The following is an 18,648-nucleotide window of genomic DNA, read 5'->3' on the forward strand; positions in this document are numbered from 1 at the left end:
TGTTGATAGGAGGGTAAAAACTATCCAAGAAAAATATCTGACAGATATGAAGAGCTCTTGACGCGCAAAGCTCGCATCAAGAGCTTTTTGACTAGTGACGTTAGTCGAATAAGTGCTTGTTTTAATAGAAGTTTAATCATAGCAAAAACAACTGAGTAGATGATTAACAGTCATCTACTCAGCAGCGTGAAAGTCACGCCTTTATCCCTGCACGGGAAGTCCTTTCGATTGTTTTGGACCGCAAGAGGAACTCAAAAAGGGATATTTGTCCAGTGAACAATGCCAAACTATGCTGTATTCTATCTTTAGAGACGCTAATACTCGTGGCGTTAAGCAGTTATTAGTTATGCTCGAAAACATTCCGACATATGGGGAAGATAATATGAGTGTTGCTCAGAAACTTGAAGAACAAGACCTGCATCAAGGTGTCGAAAAGGCTATGAAGGCAGTTGAAAAAATTATGCAATCTAAAGGCCTCGCTCCAAAGACTATCCAAGAGATATTAAAGCTTTCTAAGCAGCTTGAACAGGAAGAAGTTTAGCATCTCTTTGCATAAAGCTTAATTAGCATGGAGAGTGAGTAAATAAATTTATTTCAGCTCTTGACCCATGCTACCTCTGCTATTACTATAAGCGGCCTTAACGGCTTTAAATTCCCCGATAGCTCAGTTGGTAGAGCAAATGACTGTTAATCATTGGGTCACAGGTTCGAGTCCTGTTCGGGGAGCCAGTATCATCATTAAAGATTTTGTAACAGACCCTGATTTGGAGAGTATAAATGTACGCAGTTATTTCCACTGGTGGAAAACAATATAAGGTCGCCGAAGGCGAAATTATTAAGCTAGAAAAGCTATCGGCAGAGGTCGGCGAAATCATTGAGTTTCCGGTGTTACTGCTGGCTAATAAGACCGATGTCAAAGTGGGATCACCTTTTTTAGCTGAGGCCAAGGTTAAGGCGTCTATCGTGGAGCATGGTCGTGGTGATAAAATCACTATTATTAAGTTTCGACGCCGTAAGCACCATAGAAAGCAAATGGGCCACCGGCAGCATTATACAGCGGTAAAAATTACCGAGATTTTATAGAGGATACTCACCATGGCACACAAGAAAGCAGGCGGTAGTACCCGCAATGGTCGCGATTCACACTCAAAACGCTTAGGTGTAAAACACTTCGGTGGTGAATCGGTTAAAGCAGGCAATATTATCATCCGTCAACGAGGAACACATTACCACCCAGGTAATAATGTCGGTATCGGCAAGGATCACACCTTATTTGCCTTAGTGCAAGGCGTGGTTAAGTTTGCCCGTAAAGGCGCTAAGCTAAGATGTTATGTGAATGTAGTTCCTGCATTAGCAGAGTCGGCTGAACACGCTGCTTAATTTCCTCGTCCTTGCGCGAGGTAGGCGACCAATCCTCGTCATTGCGAGCACCGAAGGTGCGCGGCAATCCATGGATGGCCACGGCCTTGCCTCGCCATGACGAAGTTTTATATATATAAATAAAAATAGTTTTTAATAGTTTTTAATGGTTACCCCGCTCAGCGGGGTTTTTTATGAAATTTTTAGATGAAGTTGAGATACTAGTAGAAGCAGGAAAAGGCGGGGCAGGCTGCGTTAGTTTTCGTCGCGAAAAATTTATCCCCTTAGGTGGGCCCGATGGCGGCGATGGCGGCGATGGCGGCAGTGTTTACTTAAAAGCCACGGCTAACCTCAATACACTGATTGATTTTCATTATAATCGCCTCTATAAAGCTGCCCGTGGCGAAAATGGTAAAGGCAGTGATTGCGCCGGGAAAAAGGGTGCTGATCTCTTTCTAGACGTGCCTGTCGGTACCCAAATCTTTGATGCGGATACGCAAGAATTGATCGGTGATTTAACGATCAAAGAGCAAACGCAATGTGTCGCAAAAGGCGGTTGGCATGGTTTGGGTAATGCCCGATTTAAAAGCAGTACTAATCGCAGTCCACGGCAATTTACACCCGGTCATCCCGGCGAAAGTCGTCGACTAAAGCTTTCGTTGAAATTGTTGGCGGATGTAGGTCTGGTGGGTTTGCCGAACGCCGGAAAATCGAGTCTGATACGAGCGGTATCGGCGGCGACGCCTAAAGTAGCTGATTATCCATTTACTACCTTGCAGCCGCATTTAGGTGTGGTGCGCTTAGAAGCGGGACGTAGTTTTGTGATGGCAGATGTTCCGGGATTGATTACCGGTGCTGCCGAAGGTTTAGGTTTAGGTATAAACTTTCTTAAGCATCTGGATCGTACGCGTTTATTACTGCATGTATTGGATATCCAACCCATCGATGGCAGTGATCCATTAAAAAATATGGCCTTGATTGAAAATGAGCTGTTAAAATATAGCCCTGAATTAGCTGCCAAACCTAGGTGGCTAGTGTTGAATAAAATAGACTTACTTTCTGCTGAAGAGTTGCACGAGTATGTGCAATATATAAAAACTCAAGTTCCTGAGCATGTCCCGCTATTTGAAATTTCGGCTTTACAGCGTGTCGGGACGCAAGCATTATGTTATGCTCTTGGAGATTTTTTGGAACAAAATGCACAGCAATGACGTAGCGATTAAACGACATGCGAGGTCGAAACGTCGGTGAGGGTGAGTTCAACCATGGATTGCCGCGCGCTACGCGCTCGCAATGACGGTGGTTGCCGCGCGCTCGTAAGACGAGAGTCACAATGTGTTTCTGCTGACGAGATGTTTTACGTGCTCGCATTGATAATGCTAGTTTATTCAACAGGATTTAGTTCAGTTTGCTTAGTGTGATGAGTAGGTTTGTTAACACAATATTTGAGCGTTTTTCCCATTTTAAAATGGATGCGATATTTTTCTGGAGCTAAAAAATGTTCTCCTGTTTTCGGATTAAAAGCAGTTCGTGCTGCATTATAATGGGGTGAGAAACTTCCAAAGCCGCGTATTTCTATACGATGGCCCTGGTATAATGTTTGTTCCAACAGTTCGATTAAATGCTCTACACTTTTCTTAACAGTGGTAGCCTGAAGTTGAGGAAACTTTAATATAAGTTGGTTAATGAGTTCTGGTTTCAGCATGGATCACCTATGATAAGTTTGATTAAGCCAAAAAAATGATGCAAATACAACTACGTCATCTGCCTAATTTGATTACGTGTATGCGCTTTATCCTAATAGGTCCCATTTTATGGGCCTTATTGACAAAGTGCTATCCCCTGGCCTTTTATTTGTTTGTGGTAGCCGGCTTGAGTGATGGCTTAGATGGTTTGTTAGCACGTTTTTTTGGTTGGACCACCCCTTTAGGCGCTTTATTGGACCCTTTGGCCGATAAGCTCTTACTCATGGGCAGTTTTGTTGTGTTAGCTTATTTACAGCAAATTCCCTTATGGTTAACGGTTATGGTGATAGGGCGCGATATTTGGATTATGGGCGGCGCTTTGCTGTATCGCTATTGGGTCGGCCCTTTAGATTATAAGCCGGTTTGGATTAGCAAGTTAAATACATTTTTTCAATTAGTTTTAGTGAGTTTACTCATTATTAAATTAGCTTTTTTTGATATCCCTGCCGAATTAATTCCACGTATTATAGAGGCGGTTTTTGTTACTACATTATTGAGTTTTATCCAATATACCTGGATGTGGTTTTGGCAAGCGGCTTACTATTTAAAGTTAGCGAGTAAAAAATTAAGCGCTAAGAATCAAAAGCAATGCTAACACAGCTCATTCTTCCCATCCAACCGCCTGATGCATGTTGTTTTGAAAATTTTTATATCGGTCAGAATGCTATTCTATTAAATTCCCTACAACAATTTGTGCTAAAAAGGGGTGAGCCTTATATCTATATTTGGGGTAATCCGGGTGCAGGTTGCACACACTTACTGCAAGCCTGTTGTCATGCCGCACAACAACAAGGATTTTCTGTCGCGTATTTGCCTTTAAGTACACTAAAAAAAAACAAGTGTAGCGAAATTTTGCGCGGCTTAGAATCAGTTGATATGGTGTGTATCGATGAACTAGATAGTATTATGGACGATAGTAGTTGGCAGGAGTCCTTATTCCATTTCTATAATCGCTTACAAGAACAATCTCGTTTTTTGTTGATTGCGGCTAAGCATAGTCCGCAGCAATTAAATTTCTCCTTGCCGGATTTAATTTCACGTTTGTCCAGCGGCGTTTTATTTCAAGTACGTGAATTAAATGACACAGAGAGACTCATTGCTTTACAGCAGCGTGCTTACCTGAGAGGCTTAGAGTTTTCAGAGGAAGTAGGACAATTTTTATTACACCGTCTTCCGCGCGATTCTCGAGCGCTTTTTTCAGCATTAGAACAATTAGATAAGGCCAGCTTAAGTTTAAAACGTAAATTAACTATTCCTTTAGTGAAAACGATTTTAAATCTATAAATTTAAATGTTTAGCATAAAAATACTTATGCTTAAAACCTAATTAAAATTTCCCATTATCCTAGCGAAATCAATCGTTCTAGACTTAAAAAGTATACTGTTTTTTCCTGTAAATAGTTTGTTTGGTCATCTAAAATGGATTTAAAAAAAATAAAATGGCTTGGATAATAGCGGCGTTGTTTCTTAGAAATCAGTTTTATTCTGGATTTTTTAGCGGATACACTATTTTTTTTATCTTGTTTAGAATTTTTTGCTTTAAAAAATAATTTTAATGCATAATTAGCTAGAAAAAGTCCGCTGTTAAAAGTATCGAGTGTATAAGGTACAGGAGATAAAGCATGAGTATTAGGTAATGGAACTTCCGACGTAATTGTTGGGATCGTATATTTGATGCTGTTTGCCTTGATAGGTGATTGCCAACTTAATAAGTGCATGTTATTTTCTTGTCTATCGAGCAGCTTGTCAAAGAGTGGCATTCTAGCCTTTAATGCGTAAAAAGAATTCTTCACATGATGTGCCATGGTATTTATAAAGCCTAGGGATCGTGTTGCTGAACTCTTTAAGTGAGATGTGCTTGTTGGTGTGAATACCGGCACCGATTTTTTTTTTCTGGTTTTATTGTTACTAGTTGAACTATTTATCGGTAGGCTAGTACTATTTATTATAGTTTTGTTCATTAAATCTTGAGCAGTCGAGTTTAATTCAGTTTTACTCCATTCACCTAGGGGATAAAAAGTTTTAGTATTGTTTAAATAAGTGCCATCAAACGTACTTTGTCTGAATGATTCATTTTCTAATAATTGTAAAATAATTTGTGGAGGTGTCTGATTAGACACCCCTTGCTTGATTAAAGCCGACCATAAATCCTGCAAATATCCGGCTAATAAAGACTCTGAAAAATTAGGATCCAGATTAAGATCATAACCTAATTCAATAAAAGCTATTTCAACGTATTTAATTAAATAGGTCAAATAAGGCTGTTCATACCAATTATATAATTTTCTTTTGGGTTTTTTTGAGTTTTTATAGTCACTCGATGATTTATACTGCTCTAGCATAGTGAACACTGAAGCGGTTAATTTGAAATTTTTTTCAATCTCATTAAATTTATCAGTAATACATCTACCTAAGTCATCAAAAGCTTGTTTAATTTTTTCCCCCATTATTTCGAAGCCAACCTGAATATCCGGCTTTAGGGTTTGTAAGGTATCCATAATATTGGCTTGCACCAACTCAGGAGTCGAGCATTCACCACGCTCGATACATTGTAGTGCGAGTCGGAGTGTCAAACTATGTTGATGTTCATTGGCGCGGTGATTGATTGCTTCTCGGTCAACGGTTTGGCTGGCAAATTCTCGTAAAGCTAACTTGGTTGTTACATCTAACTGTTTAGCTTCGGGCGTATTTGCTTGGTATAACCAAACCGAGATAAGATCCATCAAAACTAGTGCAAGATCGTACTGCATGCCTTGTTTCAAGCTATAACGGACGCTTCCCTTCAAGCTTGTTTTCATATTAGCAATGGCATGTTGTATATAGGATGGTGTGCTTTTTGCAAGCGTGGGAGCTATAGCTAATTTTTTATTTACAGAGAGTAACTTATCCTGAAGTTTTTTAGGATAACTTAGCGAAACAGTATGGGTAGTTAAATCCAACGCAGTCAATTTATTCTTTTCAGTAGGATAAATGAGTTGACCTTTTCGAAAGCCGAACTGATATAAAATTTGAGCAAAATTCTTTACTGTTCCCTCTGCTTTTGTCGATGTAAAGTAAAAATTAAGTTGTGCTTTTTCTCTTTGCATCAGCTGTGTACTTTCGCTTAAAAAAGCGATTGCGTTAATCAATGCCTCATGATCAGGATCATAACCCCAATAGAAATTAAGAATATCTGGATTTTCTAACAAATAAAGCGGCTTAGTTCCTAACACAACTTCTTTGAAGAATTCATTTTTATTATCAGCAAAAGGGCCCTCTAATAGATTTTGCCAAGCCACATTTTTTTTTGACATGGGTTTTTGTATAATGACATAAAATTTACAGCTTGAGGGCATAGGCAGTAGCGATAAACTTCTCTTTGCGTGCTTTGAGCTATGGCTAGTGCTTGCACAACTCAGCGTTGATTGTTGGTAGTCGGCACCTTCCAATTTCAGATCAATCAGTGGAATAGCTTCTTTTTCCAAAATTTCGCTCAGTATAAAACCATAGAGATTACTGGATCTAAAATCGCGTAAACCTTGTCTGTATAAATGAATAAAAACCTCTTTTGATAAACGGGCTTCTAATAAAGGCATAGGAGGTAGTTTATCAGGGATTTTTCCCTTCAATGCTCGTACGTTGTTAAAATTACGTTGTCCACCTGAGTAAAATTTAAATAAAATTGAAGCAGGCATTTCTATATTTTCTAATTTCACACCCCTTAAAGCACTGGCTTGAAATTTAAACGGTTCTACAAATTGGAGGTGATGAAACTCACTATGTTCTAATCGAGAATCCTGAAATTTTATATTAGTCAGTAGGGCTGGCTCCGTTGCAGAAGGTAAATTAGTAAATTTAGCATGCCTTAGATCGCAAGTTATAAAGTCAATATCATTTAAATGACCTAAAAACTGTGTCTCTCTAAAACTAACGCCTTCAATTTTTAAGATAGACAGCACATCTATTTGAAGAAAAGTATCAAATTCTATAATTTTACATTTATTAAATTGCTTAATGCCAGCCTTAAGAAAATCCGTGAACGCAGCGAATCGGGTTAATTCCGCACCTTCTATAATGACATTTTCATCTAAATGCGTATGGCTAAATAGACTATAGACTAAATTAGTATTTCTTAGATTACTGCTATATAATTTTATTTGACTAAAATCTAGTTCTTTTAAATTGTTATTTTCTAAATTCACACCAGAAAAATCTAATTTTAAGCTTTTTCTGTGTAGGATAACTTGAAAATCAACCTCAGTTAAATCGGATCCTGAAAAAATATCTATCCCTGCAGAGAGTAATTGTTGAAATGATTCGGTAGACAGCAGTGCTGCGTTTAAATTTAATTTATAATAAGGATAATAGATCGGAGGCATGAATCTAGTTTTGCGTAAATCAACGCCTCTAAAGGAACTAAAAGCGAGTCTTGCATCAAAAAGCGCACCTTTTAAAGAGGCATGATCAAACGTACAATCACTGACTTTTTGAAAGAAAAAGGCTCGGTCTAGCTGGCAGTAAGAAAAATCAATATGATCAAGATAGTTTATATACTTTAATCTATAAAACAGAAAGCGCTCAAAATCTCGATAGCCTTTTTTTATGATTTGCTGGAACAAATGTTGAGTAACCAGTAAGCCTTCTGTATGAGCAAGTGAATTATAACGATCCTGAAAGTAATTTTCTTCTAGCCAAAAAAAAAGACGATCGATATTAGCTTTAAAATTACCTTCGAAAATTATGTTAGAAATAAATGGTCTACCAAGTTTTGCTATTACTTCGCTGCCTTTATCTTGATCGAGCTTTTTTAAAATATTAACAAATAGTAAAGCATCCCCATTGGATTTTAAAATTTCTACAATTCGTTGCGTGGGAATGATGTCCGCTAACAAGCCTGTAAATGAATTTTTTTCTAATAATACCTGTAAATTATTAGCACTATTGATATAGTGAGGAGTTCGCAGTAAAGACATTAGCAGTTGAAATTTAAGGTCAGTGCTTAATCCGAGATCAATATCGTTAATTAAATCAAAAAATCGATAGCGCGTACTTTCACCTTCTTTTACAAACCAGTTTAATTCAATGTTATCTGGAAAATTATAATAAGAATAAAGTTTAAACGAGATGTTTAACTTACCTGGCTGAATAGGTTTGAACCAATCTTTTTCACTTAATCGTCTTTCTGTAGTGATTTTTAGACTATCGACTGTTTTCAGCGTGAATGACTCTGCATCTAGAATTTCTTCGAGTAAAAAACCCGGATCAGAACCTATTAATTTAAGTTTAGTTTCAATAGCACTTATTTTTTCAAAATATTCTTTGCTTGGATCCGCGAGAATTTGGCTAAATTCCGTATGTAAGCGCATTGCAATAACATTAACTAAGTCAGTAGCACTTACTGCAGCGGATAAATCATCCATATAGAGCTCGGCGATTTTATTTTTGCGGGCTGTTTTCATTTTATGAGCGATCTCCAATGCACCGATATCATTTATCACCGCAATAGGATAGCCTTCTTCTTTGGCTTGAGATAATAAATAATTACTCGCATGGAGTTCATTCGCTGCTACTTGGATATCCAACGTGCGACAAACTAATATTTGGAATGATTCAGGCATAGCGAAGGGACGCTGACCGGCTACTTTTTTGGCAATATCAGTGGTGTAGGCACGAATCCAGCGGTTCACTTGATTGGGACTATTTCGATAAGTTTGTAATTGTTGAGTACTGGTTACAATGCGCGTATAACAACCATCAATACATTTAGATAGCTCATTATCGGCCAATAGCTGAATGTAGACGGTTTTACGCAGTTCTAAATCAATTTGAGGATCCTCAAGCAAAATAGTTAGCGTTTCGAGTGAACGCTTGCCGTCAGCATATAATAAAGTTATTTTTTCACTCGGGGTTTTTAGTTTAATGAGAAAATCATCTAAGCTATTATTTTCAAGCTGATAGTGCTCTCCCCAGGTTTTAAGCCTTTTAATAATAAATTGAAGTTGGGATTGCAATATCGGATAATTTTCGGACTGAATAAAATCGTTTAACGCGGCCCTATTGTTATGTTTCTCTAAATAGTAAACTGCTCCTTCATGCGCGGCTGGGTATAATATATTTTTTATAAGTCGCGCCATCTCATCTCTTTCTTTTTTAAATGAAGCGGTTAATTCAGAATCAACATCTAACGTTGAGAAGAATTTTTGGGACAGTAGTGCATCTTTAAACATAAATGTACTTTTGATAAAACCAGATTAAGTATACAACGTAAATTAACCATTCGATTAGTGAAACTATTTTAAAACTATAAATCTAATTGTTACCATAACAATATTTTTGCCAAACCTCCAATTAAAATTTTTCCATTATTCTCGATCAATTGTACTAGATGGTAAAAATACGCAGATTTTTTTACTATTAAGTAATCATACTGGTTATCTGGAATAGATTAAAAAAAACAAAACGACTTGGATAACAGGTGCTGGCACATTTTATTACGTAAATGAAAAATAGATCTTTTTATTGCGCAATCTTTTCTTCTGCGCACATAAAATAAATCGTTAGTTCGTCGTGCAGTTCCCACTTTATTTTGATAAGACTCAGCCAAGGGAGTTTCTGATTTGGCTACTTTTTTATTGTTGATTAACCTAAAGTGTACATTGTCAAGATAATAAAAAATTTTAAAATATTATTATCAAAGTAATTTTGAACCATTACATCGAAATTTAATTATTTATATCATATATTAACGGGTTAATGAAATAGTTTGGTCAAACATAAATAATTAATTTATAAAAAAATTTTGTTTTTATAAATTAATTATAATAGTATAAAAAAATTTAAATATACTGATATGTTGACATGTCATGACTAAACGTAACTAGCAATCAAGCCGAATAAGTATATCAGTAATTTCTATTCGATGGATGTCAATTAACCAACCCTGTAATTATGGTGGAAGATTTATGTTAAAAAAAGTAGTAACAAACTCTGTTCAAGAAAAAGATCAGCCTCTAGTTGACATGTTAATTCACTTGCAAAATGAAAAAGAAGATGTACCAGAAAAAATCACCGTGCTATATAATAAAAAGCTATTAATAAAGTTATTAAAACTGAAAATAACTCAAGACGCCAATTTTTTAGAGATAACCGGTGGGTATTCTAATGAAACTTATCATTATTCACCTGATAAACTGGTTTTACGTTTTTCAAAACTGAATAATCCCTACCATTGCAATCAAGCTGCTGAAGTTAGAAATATACTCCAAGCTAGTTTATTTGATCTCACCCCCTTAATTGTAGCTGCGAATTATGCTAAACATCATATCTTAGTGACACATTTTATTTTAAATTATCAAGTTTATCCCTTAGATGCTTTTCAGTGTCCACCACAGTTAATTGCTTTAGCTAATTTAGTTAAACGCCTCCATTACTCTCAATCTTATTTTGAAGAAAATTCAGGATCTGCAATCTCTCTTGTAGATAAATTATCTCCAAATTTTCAACACGTAAAAGCTGCGTTAAGCAAAGAGGATTACGCTATATTGGAAAGATTAGAGGTGCTTAGAAAGGTGCTTGATAAATTTAAGATTTTCAAACGTGCTTCGCACGGTGATTTACATCATTATAATCTCATTAAAGTAGCGGGTGTTATGCAATTAATAGATTGGGAGCTTTCTAGTATTGCTGATCCGGCCTATGATATAGCCAGACTTTTCAGTGTTGATAATTTTAATGCAGAGCAAAAAAGTTTTTTTATTAACACTTATCAGAATGCTTTTGACATTTTTTTATCTAAACAAAAAATTGAACACCTTAAGCAACGTATTCAGCTATTTGAGCCATTAAATCATTTTTCTATAGTCGTTTGGTGCAAGTATAATAGCCAGTTTTGTAATAGTGAGGAAAGAAAAATTCTTAACGAGACCATCACGCATTATACTAAAAAAACTTTAACTGCATTACATGACATTAATCTACCGCTTATTGAAGCCCGGCAAGATATTGTAAAACCGTTGGAGGGACAGCATGAGTTTACGTATCCTAGCGGTTATTTCTCATTTTTTAGACTGACGCATGAAAATGACCCTCACATTACATCGGTATACAAACCAGCGAAAAAACCATAAATGAGCTATCTTTCAAATGGCTAATTTCAAGGCAATGTGCGCTAAACGTTTACCCAAGGCTAGACAGAGTCGTTTTTCTTCGTCACTCAGCGGATTTTTACTATCTTTACCAGCCATATGCGTTGGTCCGTAAGGTGTGCCTCCGGTTTGTGTGGTGCTTAAATCGGATTCCGTATACGGAATGCCTACCACGATCATGCCGAGATGGATCATTGGCAGCATCATGCTCAGCAGTGTGGTTTCTTGTCCGCCGTGTAGACTAGACGTCGAAGAAAAAAAGCCAACGGGTTTATTGACTAGTTCACCTGAAAACCACAAACCACTTAAGCTATCGATAAAATGCTTTAAAGGAGCGGCCATATTACCAAAACGCGTCGGACTGCCTAAGGCGATGCCGATCGCGCCTCGAACATCTTCGAGTGTGGCATAGGGAGGGCCGGTGGCTGGAATTTTCTCTTCCACGGCTTCACACACCGTCGAAATATTAGGGACGGTGCGAATTCTTACTTCTATACCTTCTATAAACTCTGCGCCTCTCGCGACTTGTTGGGCCATTTTTGCCACGGCACCATAGCGGCTGTAGTAAAGTACCAGTAGATAGGGCATGGGTTCTCCTTTGCGAGGTCCTGATAGGATGGGCTCGATGTTGATGCAACAAGTCATTCTATGGTATAAAACACCGCGCTGAAAAGCGATTATTTCACACACCTAGTTATCTACATTATTTGAGGGTGGCTATTAGGGGTGTGTCGTTAAATGACGGCACACCCTTGTCAAACATAGTCTTCAAATATTAGACCTTGAAAAAAGCTTGCTTGATTTGAGGCGATACGAGGTGGAGGTTTAACCCAATTGGAGATTACATAAAGTGTCAGCAACAGCAACATTAAGACAGTTATTTGAAGCCGGTGTCCATTTTGGTCACCGTACTTGTTTTCGTGAGCCAAAAATGGCTCCGTATATCTACGGTGTGCGCAATGGTATTAGCATCATCGATCTAGAAAAAACCCGAGAATATATTACTGAAGCCCTTACCTATATCGCGAAAATAGCGGCTAGACCGGGTAGTAAAATCTTGTTTGTCGGAACTAAACGTGCCGCGCAGGATTTAGTGAAAGAACAAGCATTACGCTGCGGTATGCCTTATGTTAACCACCGCTGGTTAGGCGGCTTGTTAACTAATTATCGGACCATCCGTCAGTCCATTAAGCGACTGAAAGAATTAGAAGCACAAAGCCAAGATGGTAGTTTTGAGAAATTGACTAAAAAAGAAGCGCTGAATTTGCAGCGGCAAATGGATAAATTGGAACGCGGTTTAGGCGGCATTAAAGATATGAGTGGCTTGCCGGATGCCTTATTTGTGATTGATAGAGGTTATGAGCATATTGCCATCTGTGAAGCACAAAAGCTAAAAATACCCGTGATTAGTATTGTCGATACGAATCATTCACCTGAAGGTATTGATTATATTATTCCCGGTAATGATGATGCAGCCCGTGCGATTACACTGTATACACAAATGGTAGCGGACACTGTTTTAGACGCGCGCGCTGCTGCAAAAAAACCGACTGACTTAACACTGACTGAAGTAGAAAAAGCTGAGGTCCAAGAGTCTGTAGTGGAACCGGCTAAATCTACCGAAGGAAAAGAGGGATAAGCACATGACGCCAACAATAATAACGGCCGCCATGGTTTCGGCTTTACGTGCTCGAACTGGGGCAGGCATGATGGATTGCAAAAAGGCTTTAGAATCTGTAGGCGGTGATCTGGATGCAGCCGCTGAGGCGATGCGTAAATCCGGTCAAATTCAAGCGGAGAAAAAATCAGGGCGTATCGCCGCTGAAGGTTTAATTGTGATTAAATCAAAATCAGCGCAGGGTCCTGCAGTCATTTTAGAAGTCAATTGCGAGACGGATTTTGTCGCACGTGATGAAAATTTTAAACAATTTGTAGAGAAAGTTGCACAATGTGCATTGGATCTTCAGATCACTAACATAGCAGCATTGTTAGACACTACGTGTGCTGATAGCGGCGAGAGTGTAGAAAAAACTCGCGAAGCCTTAGTTGCGAAATTGGGCGAAAATATTCAGTTAAGACGTCTACAGCTTGTTGCAGCGCAGACTGATATTATTCTGGGATCCTATGTGCATATGGGGCGTATCGGCGTTATTGTGCAATTAAAAGGCGGTGATGAACAGCTGGCTAAAGATTTAGCCTTACATATTATTGCTAATAATCCTATGGTTATTTCCGCGGATGATATTGCTGAACAAATTTTGGCGAAAGAACGCGAAATTATTATGGCGCAATCTCAGGGCAGCGGTAAGCCGCAAGCGGTAATCGATAAAATGGTAGAAGGTCGACTGAATAAATTCCGTGATGAAATGAGTTTATTAGGCCAAGCTTTTGTAAAGGATCCGAATATTCGTGTCGGACAACTTTTAGAAACTGCCGGAGCGAGAATAGTCAGCTTTGTACGATTTGCCGTTGGCGAAGGCATAGAAAAACCCACCGAAGATTTCGCTGAAGCGGTGATGGCGCAAGTTAAGAGTTCTTCTTAAGCTTTTTTTAATCGAACTGGCGCATTTAAGTATCTTAAATGCGTCAAGTTCTTGCTGGGAGCACAATCTAAATAAAAGGAATTAATGCATGCCTAACAATAATGTCATTTCCCAAGAACAAAGAAGAAAATGCATCTGTTTCCTGGTGGCTGCGGCACAAGGAAAATTAGAGGAAGTTAAAAAGAATTGTGATGCCTATACGTTGAACGCTATGGATGCAAAACGTAATACTGCTTTACATTTAGCATCAGAAAATGCTCATGATGACATCCTAGAATTTCTTTTTAATCAACCACACATCGATTGTCATCAAGTCAATAGCGCAGGCAAAAAAGCGGTTGATATTATTACACATTTATCGACGGCAGAACTATGGCAAGAATTATTAAGTATGCAGAAAAATGCATTGCAAGCATCAGTATTGCTTCAAAAAAACCAACTTAAAAAAACTATTCTTTTGAGCTGAATACACAAAATATCAGCGATGAATGCTTAACCATCGAAGACTTATCTCAGATCAATGCTTATGTTAAGCAAGCGCTTCCTTACGGTGCTCCTAATTGGGGCCAAGTAGCATTTCCTCATCAACAAGCGAGTCCTGCATCGCGATGGAAAGAAAAAGATGCCGATTATTATCGTATTGATGCTTTACAAGATCTGCTTTTAAGCATAGATAAAAAAATTGCTGAAGAATTGCAAGATACAGTTTCATGTTCTCTTGCTTTCAGAATAATACATAGTTCCTTAGCGGAAGTTTTACAGATAGGCCGCTGTGATGAACAGGTTGCCGTAGCATTTAATCAGTTGTTATTAACTGAGAAAAAAGGCTACTTGCAATGGATGCAGGCTATTAATTTAAGGGGTCCAGGAGGGCATAATTTTATTCTTATCAATAAAAAAGGCCGTGATGAACCTGAAACTTGGAATAGTGGCCTATTGATTGATCCGATGGATGACCGAGTGGAGCATCTACAAGAAGGTGCACCAAAATTAATGGAAAATTTAGTAAGAATTATATCTCATCCTGATAGAAAGCAAATTAAGTTAATCGATCATATATCCTTATGCTTGCCTTTTAATGCGAAGCATCATGCGGCGTTGGCGGAAAATCTCGAAAGAATGCGATGCGCTTTACAAATATTTTTTGCAGCTGATTGGCACTTACTTTGGCCGAAAATGAAAAAAGATTATCCGTGCTTAAAAGAAAAAGTGGTAAAAGCTTGGTTGGGAGAATTTTGGCAGGTATTAGAAAAACAAGCGGATATTCATGCCGCCATGGTTGATAAACTGCGACTCGATGAAATAAATAATACCTTAACTCGTCTTGAACAACGCTTTCAAGTCCTAAATATTAACAACCTGCAACCTTTATCATTAAATGCTAGTTAATTTTTTTTCATTTCTCACTTCTCACACTGATTTTTCAGCATGGCGAGCTTTTTTTATTTTTGCTGTGTGTTGGATTTTTTGGTTTATTTTTGGTTGAATATATATTAAGATTAAATTAAATAAACAAAAAATAACTCAATAATAAATGAAGATATGGGACAAAAAAAAATACCGTTTGCTCAAGTGAAAGATTTACATGCAAATCAGCAGGTTAAATTTAAAGACCCAAATTCAAATGTACCTATCGATAAAAATTTTGTTTTCTTAAGAAAATTTAAGAGTTTTTCGGAAATAAGCGATGCAGAATTTAAAGAATTTTTTAAGCTTTTAGAATCTAAGAACGAGAATATTCAAAAAGAAATCTACATTAAGTTATTAAAAGCTTGCATAGCTAATTACAACACTCATGAGTCTGGGATTCAGCAGGCATTGGCGGCTATCGAGAATAGTGTAAGAGAACAGCAGCCAATTCCTAAGTGTCTTTTCAAGTTTAAAGATTTTATAGGTGTTATTAATAGCTATCGTCTATTTAATTATCCTAATGTTTTCAGTACCCTTAGAGAATATTATCCTGAAACTCACGATCCAGAAAAGCAAGACTATAATGTTATTACTTCGCTTATTCCTTGCGCTATAAACATACTGGTTATAGTTGGGGTATTTCCAAAAAGTGATAATTTTCATGGGATTAATTTAGCCAAGCCATGCTATCCGTTAGGTTCTTCTAGCAATAAAATTAACTTCGTCAAAGGAATTAAAAATCATGCAGATTATTATCTGTTGCGGCGAGTTTCTAAGATACATAAAGGTGATCTAGGCAATCGAACTTTTTTGGCGGTTAAAGCGGATGGTTCAAAATTACTTTATTTGAATCCCTCACGTCCTGCCCATGGTATTTTAGCTTCAAAGATAGCTAGATTAGTCAGTACAAAACATTTTTCCTCAGAAAGATTGCTCAATAATGGCTTTGGCGGTTCAAGAGAGCTAGCGGGTTTTATTTCTGCGGCAGAGCCTAGTATTCGGGATGGACGAAAAAGATTTGTTGAAGTGGAAAAGCGAGTTTTTCCTGGTACTGGCATCATCAATGAAGTACAGAATTATGTGGGAGAAAGTGATCCTAATATAGAAAATATTGGTTTTTCTTCAAAAGACTTTCAATATAATTACTTAATAAAAATTGATTTTGATCTCTGTTTTCTGCATCCGACTATCTCAAAGGAAGCCTACGCAAAAAATATATTATTGGGTCGGAATGGAATGTATCATGACCTTCCTCATGTTCAACAAGATAAAAAATATCTTCAGGAAACCTTATATGCCAGATTAAAGCTGAGTCTATTAACAACAGAGATTGTGTTTGCACTGGCACAGAAAGTGTATACAGAGACTAATTTGCATGAAATAACACAGCAATATATTACACGCAGTAAGATTTGCTTAGCATTATTCTTAGAAGATGAACATGCCGAAGCATTTCTAAGCAAAAATCCAGAAATATTGACGCAGTGTTATGCAGAAATTGCAGAGCACATTGAAAAGCATTTTGAAAAGACCGAGCCATTATTAAGCTCATTAAAACAGCAAGCATATAACGTCAGAGTTGAACTTAGCAAAAAGCTTGCGCTTGTTAAAGTGGATTTTAGCGCTCCCCAACTTGTCGATAAACCAAAATTTAAGATTTCTCAAACTGAGATTGAGGCTTTGATTAAAAAAGCTTCAGAGCTCAATAGTAGGGATTTTCCGGAAGCAGGCACTTCTGTTCAAAGATTGGTCGAAAATTTGCAAATTCATATACTTTTTTTTGAACAAGGATGTATCACTATCGATGTTTTCAAAGAACGTTGTAACCAACAGATTAACATTGCGAGGCCCAAATTAGGAAAACACCGGGGATGGAAGAAGCTGTTAGTAGATCTGGCTAAGCTACTTGGGTTACAAAAAATAACGACCAGTAATAGTTTCTTTTTTACAGATTCTTTGAAGAAGGTCATTCAATTAGAAAAGCAGCTTAATAATTTTCCTCAAAGCAATGCGCTACAACTCACCCCCTGAACATAAATATATGAATATGCCTGCTTAGTTTCTAAGTAGAATGTTTTTTATAACTTTCTTACTGACATCGCTATTAGTTTAACTTTCGGGCTAGAAACACTGCGCTGCATAGGTTATTATCCCATCTCTTTAAATCTATTATTTTATGATGGCACATCCATTAAAATATCGACGTGTTTTGCTTAAGCTCAGTGGGGAAGCGCTCCATGGGGAGACGGCACAAATGCTGGATCCAGTAGAGCTTAACCGTATTGTTTCTGACATTGTTGCTGCAGTGGATTTAGGTGTGCAAATAGGTATCGTGATTGGTGGGGGTAATCTTTTCCGTGGCGAAGTCTTAGCTCGTAGCGGTATTGATAGAATTACCGGCGATCAAATGGGTATGTTAGGCACCGTAATCAATGCGTTAGCGCTGCGTGATTCGCTTGAGAAGCACAAAAAAATAGCTAAAATCATGTCAGCGATTCCCATCGGTGGTTTTGCGCCACTTTTTGAACGCTACAAAGCCATACGTTATTTAGAAAAAGGCTATGTGGTTATCTTTGCCGGTGGTACGGGAAACCCCCTGGTGAGTACCGATTCTGCAGCGAGTTTACGGGGTATCGAGATCGGTGCCGAATTATTGCTTAAGGCAACGCATGTTGACGGTGTATACAGCGCTGATCCCAAAAAGGATGCTAAAGCGGTGCTATATTCCCATGTCAGCTATGAAAAAGCCTTAGAACAAGAATTAGGTATCATGGATTTATCGGCATTTTCGCAATGTCGTGATCATGATTTACCCATACTGGTATTTAATATTAAATGCAAAAACGCATTATTAGATATTTTGCAAGGTAGAAGTAAAGGTACACTAGTGAGTAAGAGGAATTAATTATGATAGGAACGATAAAATTAACAACCGAACAAGGGATGCAAAAAGCATTGGAAGCCTTAAAAGTTAACTTAGCCAAGTTACGCACCGGCAGGGCGCATCCGAGTTTATTAGAGCAATTACGCATTCCTCAATATGGCGGTAAAGAAGTGCCTTTGAATCATGTGGCGAGTATTACCGTCGCTGATGCACGAACCTTGTTGGTTACGCCTTGGGAAAAATCGTCTATTCCCACTATCGAAAAAGCCATTATTCAATCTAATTTAGGTTTAAATCCGTTAACCGCAGGCAATGTTATTCGTGTTCCTTTAGCCATGCTAACCGAAGAACGTCGACGCGATATGAGTAAATTGGTCAAACAAGAAGCAGAAGATGCTCGCGTATCCATTCGTAATTATCGTCAAGATGCGAATCACCAGCTTAAAGAAATGATTAAGAAAAAGCTCATTACTGAAGATGAAGAACGTCGCGCTAAAGACATGATACAAAAAATGACTGATAAAAATATCGCTGAAGTAGAAAAGATAGCAAAGACTAAAGAAGAAGAGTTAATGCAAATTTAAT

The 18,648-nt window shown here is 37.7% G+C and carries 17 protein-coding genes and 1 tRNA gene; 15 read left to right on the forward strand and 3 right to left on the reverse strand.

Annotation, left to right across the window (positions count from 1 at the left end):
- The first annotated feature begins 265 nt into the window (after positions 1–265).
- The 5 genes from AAHF87_RS00770 to cgtA all read left to right on the forward strand — a co-directional run bounded on the left by AAHF87_RS00770 (position 266) and on the right by cgtA (position 2,570).
- Positions 266–541: a hypothetical protein gene (locus AAHF87_RS00770; protein ID WP_342146330.1), complete on the forward strand. Its 276-nt coding sequence runs from the start codon at positions 266–268 to the stop codon at positions 539–541.
- 112 nt (positions 542–653) lie between these two features.
- Positions 654–729: transfer RNA gene (locus AAHF87_RS00775), tRNA-Asn, on the forward strand.
- 48 nt (positions 730–777) lie between these two features.
- Positions 778–1,083: a 50S ribosomal protein L21 gene (gene rplU, locus AAHF87_RS00780; RefSeq protein WP_342146331.1), complete on the forward strand. Its 306-nt coding sequence runs from the start codon at positions 778–780 to the stop codon at positions 1,081–1,083.
- 12 nt (positions 1,084–1,095) lie between these two features.
- Complete coding sequence (gene rpmA / locus AAHF87_RS00785) at positions 1,096–1,380, forward strand: 50S ribosomal protein L27 (RefSeq protein ID WP_342146333.1); 285 nt, start codon at positions 1,096–1,098, stop codon at positions 1,378–1,380.
- A 173-nt stretch (positions 1,381–1,553) separates the two neighbouring features.
- Positions 1,554–2,570 carry an Obg family GTPase CgtA gene (cgtA, locus tag AAHF87_RS00790; protein ID WP_342146334.1) on the forward strand — a complete coding sequence of 339 codons (1,017 nt, stop codon included), beginning with the start codon at positions 1,554–1,556 and terminating at the stop codon, positions 2,568–2,570.
- 173 nt (positions 2,571–2,743) lie between these two features.
- Here cgtA and AAHF87_RS00795 read toward each other — a convergent pair whose 3' ends face one another.
- Positions 2,744–3,064 (reverse strand): HU family DNA-binding protein, encoded by a 321-nt coding sequence (locus tag AAHF87_RS00795; RefSeq protein ID WP_342146336.1) that lies wholly within the window; start codon positions 3,062–3,064, stop codon positions 2,744–2,746.
- A 35-nt stretch (positions 3,065–3,099) separates the two neighbouring features.
- Here AAHF87_RS00795 and AAHF87_RS00800 point away from each other — a divergent pair, with 35 nt between their 5' ends.
- Positions 3,100–3,699 carry a CDP-alcohol phosphatidyltransferase family protein gene (locus tag AAHF87_RS00800; RefSeq protein WP_342146337.1) on the forward strand — a complete coding sequence of 200 codons (600 nt, stop codon included), beginning with the start codon at positions 3,100–3,102 and terminating at the stop codon, positions 3,697–3,699.
- Entirely contained in the window at positions 3,693–4,388 is a 696-nt protein-coding gene (gene hda, locus AAHF87_RS00805; protein WP_342146338.1) for a DnaA regulatory inactivator Hda, read from the forward strand. The genes AAHF87_RS00800 and hda overlap by 7 nt, the downstream gene beginning before the upstream one ends.
- A 55-nt stretch (positions 4,389–4,443) precedes the next feature.
- Here hda and AAHF87_RS00810 read toward each other — a convergent pair whose 3' ends face one another.
- A complete protein-coding gene (locus AAHF87_RS00810; RefSeq protein WP_342146339.1) occupies positions 4,444–9,309 on the reverse strand; it encodes a pentapeptide repeat-containing protein in 4,866 nt (1,621 codons plus the stop codon).
- A gap of 735 nt (positions 9,310–10,044) precedes the next feature.
- Here AAHF87_RS00810 and AAHF87_RS00815 point away from each other — a divergent pair.
- Positions 10,045–11,208: a phosphotransferase gene (locus AAHF87_RS00815; protein WP_342146340.1), complete on the forward strand. Its 1,164-nt coding sequence runs from the start codon at positions 10,045–10,047 to the stop codon at positions 11,206–11,208.
- Between the two features lie 12 nt (positions 11,209–11,220).
- On the opposite strand, the gene wrbA is transcribed toward AAHF87_RS00815, so the two are convergent.
- Positions 11,221–11,814: an NAD(P)H:quinone oxidoreductase gene (gene wrbA / locus AAHF87_RS00820; protein ID WP_342146342.1), complete on the reverse strand. Its 594-nt coding sequence runs from the start codon at positions 11,812–11,814 to the stop codon at positions 11,221–11,223.
- Positions 11,815–12,076: 262 nt separating this feature from the next.
- Here wrbA and rpsB point away from each other — a divergent pair, with 262 nt between their 5' ends.
- The 7 genes from rpsB to frr all read left to right on the forward strand — a co-directional run bounded on the left by rpsB (position 12,077) and on the right by frr (position 18,647).
- Positions 12,077–12,865 carry a 30S ribosomal protein S2 gene (rpsB, locus tag AAHF87_RS00825; RefSeq protein ID WP_342146343.1) on the forward strand — a complete coding sequence of 263 codons (789 nt, stop codon included), beginning with the start codon at positions 12,077–12,079 and terminating at the stop codon, positions 12,863–12,865.
- 4 nt (positions 12,866–12,869) lie between these two features.
- The gene (gene tsf, locus AAHF87_RS00830; RefSeq protein ID WP_342146344.1) at positions 12,870–13,769 is read left to right on the forward strand and encodes a translation elongation factor Ts; all 900 of its coding nucleotides are present in this window, start codon (positions 12,870–12,872) and stop codon (positions 13,767–13,769) included.
- A gap of 88 nt (positions 13,770–13,857) precedes the next feature.
- Positions 13,858–14,235: an ankyrin repeat domain-containing protein gene (locus tag AAHF87_RS00835; RefSeq protein ID WP_342146346.1), complete on the forward strand. Its 378-nt coding sequence runs from the start codon at positions 13,858–13,860 to the stop codon at positions 14,233–14,235.
- Between the two features lie 227 nt (positions 14,236–14,462).
- Positions 14,463–15,158 carry a hypothetical protein gene (locus AAHF87_RS00840; protein ID WP_342146348.1) on the forward strand — a complete coding sequence of 232 codons (696 nt, stop codon included), beginning with the start codon at positions 14,463–14,465 and terminating at the stop codon, positions 15,156–15,158.
- Between the two features lie 153 nt (positions 15,159–15,311).
- A complete protein-coding gene (locus AAHF87_RS00845) occupies positions 15,312–17,210 on the forward strand; it encodes a hypothetical protein (protein ID WP_342146349.1) in 1,899 nt (632 codons plus the stop codon).
- A gap of 148 nt (positions 17,211–17,358) precedes the next feature.
- Positions 17,359–18,084 (forward strand): UMP kinase, encoded by a 726-nt coding sequence (gene pyrH / locus AAHF87_RS00850; protein ID WP_425288008.1) that lies wholly within the window; start codon positions 17,359–17,361, stop codon positions 18,082–18,084.
- A 2-nt stretch (positions 18,085–18,086) separates the two neighbouring features.
- Positions 18,087–18,647 (forward strand): ribosome recycling factor, encoded by a 561-nt coding sequence (gene frr / locus AAHF87_RS00855; RefSeq protein WP_342146352.1) that lies wholly within the window; start codon positions 18,087–18,089, stop codon positions 18,645–18,647.
- The last annotated feature ends 1 nt before the right edge of the window (position 18,648 follow it).

This window comes from Rickettsiella endosymbiont of Aleochara curtula, assembly GCF_964030935.1.
Lineage (GTDB): Bacteria > Pseudomonadota > Gammaproteobacteria > Diplorickettsiales > Diplorickettsiaceae > Aquirickettsiella.

Coding starts and splice junctions, on each gene's coding strand:
- rpmA (WP_342146333.1), top strand. CDS start 1,096: ATGGCACACAAGAAAGCAGGCGGTAGTACCCGCAATGGTCGCGATTCA.
- tsf (WP_342146344.1), top strand. CDS start 12,870: ATGACGCCAACAATAATAACGGCCGCCATGGTTTCGGCTTTACGTGCT.
- AAHF87_RS00795 (WP_342146336.1), bottom strand. CDS start 3,064: ATGCTGAAACCAGAACTCATTAACCAACTTATATTAAAGTTTCCTCAA.
- AAHF87_RS00810 (WP_342146339.1), bottom strand. CDS start 9,309: ATGTTTAAAGATGCACTACTGTCCCAAAAATTCTTCTCAACGTTAGAT.
- rplU (WP_342146331.1), top strand. CDS start 778: ATGTACGCAGTTATTTCCACTGGTGGAAAACAATATAAGGTCGCCGAA.
- cgtA (WP_342146334.1), top strand. CDS start 1,554: ATGAAATTTTTAGATGAAGTTGAGATACTAGTAGAAGCAGGAAAAGGC.
- AAHF87_RS00815 (WP_342146340.1), top strand. CDS start 10,045: ATGTTAAAAAAAGTAGTAACAAACTCTGTTCAAGAAAAAGATCAGCCT.
- AAHF87_RS00800 (WP_342146337.1), top strand. CDS start 3,100: ATGATGCAAATACAACTACGTCATCTGCCTAATTTGATTACGTGTATG.
- AAHF87_RS00845 (WP_342146349.1), top strand. CDS start 15,312: ATGGGACAAAAAAAAATACCGTTTGCTCAAGTGAAAGATTTACATGCA.
- wrbA (WP_342146342.1), bottom strand. CDS start 11,814: ATGCCCTATCTACTGGTACTTTACTACAGCCGCTATGGTGCCGTGGCA.
- frr (WP_342146352.1), top strand. CDS start 18,087: ATGATAGGAACGATAAAATTAACAACCGAACAAGGGATGCAAAAAGCA.
- AAHF87_RS00835 (WP_342146346.1), top strand. CDS start 13,858: ATGCCTAACAATAATGTCATTTCCCAAGAACAAAGAAGAAAATGCATC.
- pyrH (WP_425288008.1), top strand. CDS start 17,359: ATGGCACATCCATTAAAATATCGACGTGTTTTGCTTAAGCTCAGTGGG.
- hda (WP_342146338.1), top strand. CDS start 3,693: ATGCTAACACAGCTCATTCTTCCCATCCAACCGCCTGATGCATGTTGT.